Source organism: Streptomyces tricolor (assembly GCF_002155905.1).
Taxonomy (GTDB): Bacteria; Actinomycetota; Actinomycetes; order Streptomycetales; family Streptomycetaceae; genus Streptomyces; species Streptomyces tricolor.
The window spans coordinates 20,077-27,957 of sequence record NZ_MUMF01000185.1 but is presented as its reverse complement, the minus strand read 5'-3'; the positions used below and the strand labels follow the sequence as shown (position 1 = coordinate 27,957).

Annotated in this window: 6 protein-coding genes; all 6 read left to right on the top strand. The window is 71.6% G+C overall.

The window, feature by feature from the left end; all coding sequences use genetic code 11:
* Window positions 1-250: DALR anticodon-binding domain-containing protein (locus CCN44_RS14725; RefSeq protein ID WP_244203919.1), on the top strand; the 250-nt coding region annotated here is incomplete at its 5' end.
* Between the two features lie 52 nt (window positions 251-302).
* Window positions 303-1,694: a diaminopimelate decarboxylase gene (lysA, locus tag CCN44_RS14720; protein WP_059252595.1), complete on the top strand. Its 1,392-nt coding sequence runs from the start codon at window positions 303-305 to the stop codon at window positions 1,692-1,694.
* A 159-nt stretch (window positions 1,695-1,853) separates the two neighbouring features.
* Entirely contained in the window at window positions 1,854-3,143 is a 1,290-nt protein-coding gene (locus CCN44_RS14715) for a homoserine dehydrogenase (protein ID WP_059255237.1), read from the top strand.
* 6 nt (window positions 3,144-3,149) lie between these two features.
* Window positions 3,150-4,208, top strand: a complete 1,059-nt coding sequence (thrC, locus tag CCN44_RS14710; RefSeq protein ID WP_059252596.1) for a threonine synthase — start codon at window positions 3,150-3,152, stop codon at window positions 4,206-4,208.
* Window positions 4,209-4,449: 241 nt separating this feature from the next.
* Entirely contained in the window at window positions 4,450-5,367 is a 918-nt protein-coding gene (gene thrB / locus CCN44_RS14705) for a homoserine kinase (protein ID WP_059252597.1), read from the top strand.
* A 421-nt stretch (window positions 5,368-5,788) separates the two neighbouring features.
* Complete coding sequence (gene rho / locus CCN44_RS14700) at window positions 5,789-7,765, top strand: transcription termination factor Rho (protein ID WP_059252598.1); 1,977 nt, start codon at window positions 5,789-5,791, stop codon at window positions 7,763-7,765.
* Window positions 7,766-7,881 lie beyond the last annotated feature (116 nt).

Genomic DNA, 7,881 nt, shown 5'->3' with positions numbered 1-7,881 from the left:
GCTCACCCCCCTCGCCGACCACCCCCGCATCCTCGCCGGGGCCGCCACCCACCGTGCCCCGGACCGGCTCGCCCGGCATCTCGTCACCGTCGCCGATGCCGTGCTGCCCCTGCTGCCTTCCGTGCTTCCCGTAGGCGAGGAGAAACCCTCGGCCGCCCACCGGGCCCGGCTGGCCCTCGCCGAAGCCGCCGGGACGGTGCTGGCCGGCGGCCTGTCCCTGCTCGGCATCGACGCACCCGAACATCTCTGAGGCCGCGAGCAGATGCGCCCCGGAGAGAGACAGAGAGTCTGAGAGCCACGTCATGAGCCGTTCCGCCCATCCCGCCGGGCCCCGCCACGCCGACGTCCTGCCCGAGGGGCACTACTCCGCGCCGCCCGCCGACCTCAACGCCCTGGACCAGAAGGTGTGGGCCGAGACCGTCACGCGCGGCGACGACGGTGTGGTGAGCGTCGCGGGGATTCCCGTCACCCGGCTCGCCGAGGAGTTCGGCACCCCCGCCTACATCCTCGACGAGACCGACTTCCGGTCCCGCGCGCGTGCCTGGCGCACCGCGTTCGGCCCGGACGCCGATGTCTTCTACGCCGGGAAGGCCTTCCTCTCCCGGGCCGTCGTGCGGTGGCTGAACGAGGAGGGGCTCAACCTCGACGTGTGCTCCGGCGGCGAGCTGGCCACCGCGCTGTCCGCCGGGATGCCCGCCGAGCGCATCGCCTTCCACGGCAACAACAAGTCCCCCGAGGAGATCCGCCGCGCGATCGGCGAAGGGGTCGGGCGGATCGTGCTCGACTCCTTCCAGGAGATCGTGCGCGTCGCCCACATCGCCCAGGAACTCGGCAAGCGGCAGCGGGTGCAGATTCGTATCACCGTCGGCGTCGAGGCGCACACCCACGAGTTCATCGCGACCGCCCACGAGGACCAGAAGTTCGGGATCCCGCTCGCCGGCGGGCAGGCCGCCGAGGCCGTGCGGCGGGCGCTCCAGCTCGACGGGATCGAACTGATCGGGATCCACAGCCACATCGGGTCGCAGATCTTCGACATGTCCGGGTTCGAGGTGGCCGCCCACCGGGTCGTCGGGCTGCTCAAGGACATCCGCGACGAGCACGGGGTCGAGCTGCCCGAGATCGACCTCGGCGGCGGCCTCGGCATCGCGTACACCAGCGCCGACGACCCGCGTGAGCCGCACGAGATCGCCAAGGCGCTCACCGAGATCGTCACCCGCGAGTGCGAGGCCGCCCGCCTCAGGACCCCGCGCATCTCCGTCGAGCCCGGCCGCGCCATCGTCGGCCCCACCGCCTTCACGCTGTACGAGGTCGGCACGGTCAAGCCGCTGGACGGGCTGCGCACCTACGTCTCCGTCGACGGCGGCATGTCGGACAACATCCGCACCGCGCTGTACGACGCCGAGTACAGCGTCGCCCTGGTGTCCCGCAGCAGCGACGCCGAGCCCATGCTCGCCCGCGTCGTCGGCAAGCACTGCGAGAGCGGGGACATCGTGGTCAAGGACGCGTTCCTGCCGGCCGACCTGGCGCCGGGCGACCTCATCGCCGTACCGGCCACCGGCGCGTACTGCCGGTCCATGGCCAGCAACTACAACCACGTGCTCCGGCCGCCCGTCGTCGCCGTGCGCGACGGCGACGCCCGGGTGATCGTCCGGCGGGAGACGGAGGAGGACCTCCTGCGTCTCGACGTCGGGTGACCCGCACCCCCGCAAGACCCCGGGCGGCGGAAGATCTGCGGTCTTCCGCCCCCGTGAAAATGAAATAGATGTCTCACGATCCGGACGAAGGGTAGAAACTCCCGTCCGGTGAGTGAGACTGGACCAACCGTAGACGGTATGAGGAAACGAGGTCGGATGATGCGTACGCGTCCGCTGAAGGTGGCGCTGCTGGGCTGTGGAGTGGTCGGCTCAGAGGTGGCGCGCATCATGACGACGCACGCCGACGACCTCGCCGCCCGGATCGGGGCCCCGGTCGAGCTGGCCGGTGTCGCCGTACGGCGGCCCGGCAAGGTGCGCGAGGGCATCGACCCGGGCCTGGTCACCACCGACGCCACCGCCCTCGTCAAACGCGGGGACATCGACGTCGTGGTCGAGGTCATCGGCGGCATCGAGCCGGCCCGGACGCTCATCACCACCGCCTTCGAGCACGGCGCCTCCGTCGTCTCCGCCAACAAGGCCCTGCTCGCCCAGGACGGGGCCGCCCTGCACGCCGCCGCCGAGCAGCACGGCCGCGACCTCTACTACGAGGCCGCCGTCGCCGGCGCCATCCCGCTGATCCGGCCGCTGCGCGAGTCGCTCGCCGGCGACAAGGTCAACCGGGTGCTCGGCATCGTCAACGGCACCACCAACTTCATCCTCGACAAGATGGACACCACCGGCGCCGGGTACCAGGAGGCCCTCGACGAGGCCACCGCCCTGGGGTACGCCGAGGCCGACCCGACCGCCGACGTCGAGGGCTTCGACGCCGCCGCCAAGGCCGCCATCCTCGCCGGCATCGGCTTCCACACCCGCGTGCGCCTGGACGACGTCTACCGCGAGGGCATGACCGAGGTCACCGCCGCCGACTTCCGCTCCGCCAAGGAGATGGGCTGCACCATCAAGCTGCTCGCCATCTGCGAGCGGTCCGCGGACGGCACCTCCGTCACCGCGCGCGTGCACCCCGCGATGATCCCGCTGACCCACCCGCTCGCCTCCGTCCGCGGCGCCTACAACGCCGTCTTCGTGGAGAGCGACGCCGCCGGGCAGCTGATGTTCTACGGCCCCGGCGCCGGCGGTTCGCCCACCGCCTCGGCCGTGCTCGGCGACCTCGTCGCCGTCTGCCGCAACCGGCTGAGCGGCACCACCGGGCCCGGTGAGTCGGCCTACGCCGACCTGACCGTCTCCCCGATGGGCCAGGTCGTCACCCGGTACCACATCAGCCTGGACGTGGCCGACAAACCGGGTGTGCTCGCCCAGGTCGCCACCGTCTTCGCCGAACACGGCGTGTCGATCGACACCGTTCGGCAGCAGGGCAAGGACGGCGAGGCCTCCCTCGTCGTCGTCACCCACCGGGCCTCGGACGCCTCCCTCTCCGGGACCGTCGAGGCACTGCGCAAGCTCGACACCGTGCGGGGTGTCGCCAGCATCATGCGGGTTGAAGGAGAGTAACCAGCAATGACCCACCAGTGGCGCGGAATCATCGAGGAGTACCGGGACAGGCTGCCGGTCTCCGACACCACGCCGGTCGTGACGCTCCGCGAGGGCGGCACGCCCCTCGTGCCCGCGCAGGTGCTCTCCGAGCGCACGGGCTGTGAGGTCCACCTGAAGGTGGAAGGCGCGAACCCCACCGGGTCCTTCAAGGACCGGGGCATGACCATGGCCATCAGCAAGGCCAAGGAGGAGGGCGCGAAGGCTGTCATCTGCGCCTCCACCGGCAACACCTCCGCCTCGGCCGCCGCGTACGCGGTGCGGGCCGGCATGGTGTCGGCCGTCCTCGTGCCGCAGGGCAAGATCGCCCTCGGCAAGATGGGCCAGGCCCTCGTGCACGGCGCGAAGATCCTCCAGGTCGACGGCAACTTCGACGACTGCCTCACGCTGGCGCGCGAACTGAGCGAGAACTACCCCGTCGCGCTGGTGAATTCGGTCAACCCGGTGCGCATCGAGGGCCAGAAGACGGCCGCCTTCGAGATCGTGGACATGCTCGGCGACGCGCCCGACATCCACGTCCTCCCGGTCGGCAACGCGGGCAACATCACCGCCTACTGGAAGGGCTACACGGAGTACGCCGCCGACGGCATCGCCACCCGGACCCCGCGCATGTGGGGGTTCCAGGCGTCCGGCAGCGCCCCGATCGTGCGCGGCGAGGTCGTCAAGGACCCGTCGACCATCGCCACCGCCATCCGCATCGGCAACCCCGCGTCCTGGCAGCACGCCCTGGCCGCGCGGGACGAGTCCGGCGGCGCCATCGACGAGGTGACGGACCGTGAAATCCTGCGGGCCTACCGCCTGTTGGCCGCGCAGGAGGGCGTCTTCGTGGAGCCCGCCTCCGCCGCCTCGGTGGCCGGTCTGCTCAAGGCCGCCGAGCAGGGCAAGGTCGACCCCGGCCAGCGCATCGTGTGCACCGTCACCGGCAACGGCCTGAAGGACCCCGACTGGGCCGTGGCCGGTGCCCCGCAGCCGGTCACCGTCCCGGTCGACGCGGCCACCGCCGCCGAGCGCCTCGGCCTCGCCTGAGCGCCCCGCAGCCGGGTTTTCCCTGACAGGGAGCACAGGGGGCTTACGACACGCATCGTGCGCCTCCTGTGCGCCCTATGTCGCCACGGAAGCTTCCTTCGATAGGCTGTATCGAAACCCGCCCATTGCATATGCCCTCGCACATGGGCGGCGCCGCGCCGCGCCGTCTGCGCGGCCGAGGGTCTCCCGTACGTATCGAGTGTCTTCGACAGTCACGCAGCTCAAGGAGAGTCAACGAGCGATGGCCGGTCCAGCGTTCCGCGCCGCCGCCGTCCGGGTGCGCGTCCCCGCCACCAGCGCCAACCTCGGCCCGGGCTTCGACGCCCTGGGCCTCGCGCTGGGGCTCTACGACGACGTGGTCGTCCGGGTGGCCGACTCCGGGCTGCACATCGACATCGCGGGCGAGGGCAGCGAGACCCTGCCGCGGGACGAGAGCCACCTGCTCGTCCGCTCCCTGCGCACCGCCTTCGATCTGCTGGGCGGGCAGCCCCGCGGCCTGGAGATCGTCTGCGCCAACCGCATTCCGCACGGCCGTGGCCTCGGCTCCTCCTCCGCCGCCATCTGCGCCGGCATCGTCGCCGCCCGCGCCGTGACCATAGGCGGCGAGACCCGCCTGGACGACGCCGCGCTGCTGGAACTGGCCACCGAGATCGAGGGCCACCCGGACAACGTGGCCGCCTGTCTGCTCGGCGGCTTCACCCTGTCCTGGATGGAGGCCGGCGCCGCCCGGGCCATCAGGATGGAGCCGCACCATTCCATCGTTCCGGTGGTTTTCGTGCCCGGAAAGCCGGTCCTGACCGAGACCGCGCGCGGCCTGCTCCCGCGCACCGTGCCGCACGTCGACGCCGCCGCGAACGCGGGCCGCGCCGCCCTGCTCGTCGAGGCCCTGACCAGGCGCCCCGAGCTGCTGCTGCCGGCCACCGAGGACCGCCTCCACCAGGAGTACCGGGCCCCGGCCATGCCGGAGAGCGCCGCGCTGGTGGAGCGGCTGCGCGCCGACGGCATCCCGGCCGTGATCTCGGGTGCCGGGCCCACCGTCATGGCCCTCGCCGACGCCGGCACCGCCGACAAGGTGGAGGCCCTGGCCGGCGCCGACTGGGCCGCCAACCGGCTGAGCCTGGACGTCCAGGGAGCGAGCGTGCTGCCGCTTGCGACCTGACACACGGTTGCCGGATTTGGAGAGGGGGAATGTTTGTTGGATCCGGTAGTGTTAACCTCAAGTCTGCACCCGACCCCACCATGGCGAGGTGCCTCGTGTCCCCGTCCGGGACAGACATTCTTCCGGGAGCCTCCCGCGCCACTCCGTGTTCCTTGCGTCGTACCTGGGCAGTACGTCGGATGCGGGCACTGAGCGGGCCGCCGGTGGGGGTACCCCCTCTGGGGGAGCTCCGGAACCGGTGCTACCACGCCACGTGACACTGGGTGCCACGGCTCGCGGAAGCGCCATCACCGCACATTTCTTCCGCCGCTTTGGCGGACCACCGCCCCGGCACGGTTCACAGAAGACAGGACCGTAGCCGGACAGCACAACCGGTCGCCGAGCCAGACAGGCCGACGTCCGCTCCAGGGAAGGACCCTTCGTGAGCGACACCACCGATCTGATGGGCGCACGTGTCGAGGAGACCGCTGCCGCGCCCGCCACGGACGCCTCCGCGCCTGCCACCGGTGCCGGCTCCCGGCGGCGCCGCGGTACCGGCCTCGAGGGCATGGTGCTGGCCGAGCTGCAGCAGGTCGCCTCGGGCCTCGGGATCAGGGGCACCGCGCGGATGCGCAAGAGCCAGCTGATCGAGGTCATCAAGGAGGCCCAGGCCGCCGGGGGAGCCCCCGCCGCCGCCAAGGCCGACACCGCCACCGAGACCAAGCCGAAGCGCCGGGCCACCTCCAAGGCCCGTACCGGCGAGGACGCCGAGAAGAAGGCGGAGAAGGCGGGGAAGGCTGCTGACTCTCCCGCCGAGAAGGCCGTGGCCCAGCAGCAGATCGAGATCCCCGGCCAGCCCGCCTCGGACGACGCCCCGACCGAGCGCCGGCGCCGCCGCGCCACCGCCGACGCGGGCAGCCCGGCCGCGAGCAGCGCCGAGACCGTCGCCGCCGAGGCCAAGAGCGAGGCCAAGGCCGAGACGCCCGCGCAGCAGCAGCCGCAGCAGGGCGAGGCCAAGGGCGACGCCGGTGACGGCGAGGGCCGTGGCCGCCGGGACCGCCGCGAGCGCGGCCGGGACCGTGACCGCCGTAACAAGGGCGACGAGCAGCAGGGCGGCCAGCAGCGTCAGCAGCAGGGCCAGCAGCAGGGCGGCCGGCAGGACCGCCAGCAGGACGACGACGACTTCGAGGGCGGCCGGCGCGGCCGTCGTGGCCGCTACCGCGACCGCCGGGGCCGTCGCGGCCGTGACGAGATCGCCGAGCCGCAGCTCGCCGAGGACGACGTCCTGATCCCCGTCGCGGGCATCCTGGACATCCTCGACAACTACGCCTTCATCCGGACCTCCGGCTACCTGCCGGGCCCGAACGACGTGTACGTCTCCCTCGCCCAGGTCCGCAAGAACGGCCTGCGCAAGGGTGACCACGTCACCGGTGCGGTCCGGCAGCCGAAGGAGGGCGAGCGCCGCGAGAAGTTCAACGCGCTGGTCCGCCTGGACTCCGTCAACGGCATGGCGCCCGAACACGGCCGCGGCCGCCCGGAGTTCAACAAGCTGACCCCGCTCTACCCGCAGGACCGGCTCCGTCTGGAGACCGACCCGGGCGTGCTCACCACCCGCATCATCGACCTGGTCTCGCCGATCGGTAAGGGCCAGCGCGGTCTGATCGTGGCCCCGCCGAAGACCGGCAAGACCATGATCATGCAGGCGATCGCCAACGCGATCACGCACAACAACCCCGAGTGCCACCTGATGGTCGTCCTCGTCGACGAGCGTCCGGAAGAGGTCACCGACATGCAGCGGTCGGTCAAGGGCGAGGTCATCTCCTCGACCTTCGACCGCCCGGCCGAGGACCACACGACCGTCGCCGAGCTGGCCATCGAGCGGGCCAAGCGACTGGTCGAGCTGGGCCACGACGTGGTCGTGCTGCTCGACTCGATCACGCGTCTGGGCCGCGCCTACAACCTGGCGGCGCCGGCCTCCGGCCGCATCCTGTCCGGTGGTGTCGACTCGACCGCGCTCTACCCGCCGAAGCGGTTCTTCGGTGCGGCGCGGAACATCGAGGACGGCGGCTCGCTGACCATCCTGGCCACGGCGCTCGTGGACACCGGGTCCCGCATGGACGAGGTGATCTTCGAGGAGTTCAAGGGCACCGGCAACATGGAGCTGAAGCTCGACCGGAAGCTCGCCGACAAGCGCATCTTCCCGGCGGTGGACGTGGACGCGTCCGGTACCCGTAAGGAAGAGATCCTGCTCGGCGCCGAGGAGCTGGGCATCGTCTGGAAGCTGCGCCGGGTGCTGCACGCGCTCGACCAGCAGCAGGCGATCGAGCTGCTTCTCGACAAGATGAAGCAGACCAAGTCGAACGTCGAGTTCCTGATGCAGATCCAGAAGACGACGCCGGCGCCCGGCAACGGCGACTGACGGTTCGTCCCGAGGAACGGAAGCCCGCCCCCTGTCCACCAGTGACGGGGGGCGGGCTTCTGGCGCTGAGAGGTACGGGACGCCCCATGCGTCCCCTCGTTCACACCTCTCCCTGG

Excerpts from the sequence above, each read along its gene's own strand:
- thrB (WP_059252597.1), top strand. The coding sequence starts at position 4,450 with ATGGCCGGTCCAGCGTTCCGCGCCGCCGCCGTCCGGGTGCGCGTCCCC.
- thrC (WP_059252596.1), top strand. The coding sequence starts at position 3,150 with ATGACCCACCAGTGGCGCGGAATCATCGAGGAGTACCGGGACAGGCTG.
- lysA (WP_059252595.1), top strand. The coding sequence starts at position 303 with ATGAGCCGTTCCGCCCATCCCGCCGGGCCCCGCCACGCCGACGTCCTG.
- CCN44_RS14715 (WP_059255237.1), top strand. The coding sequence starts at position 1,854 with ATGCGTACGCGTCCGCTGAAGGTGGCGCTGCTGGGCTGTGGAGTGGTC.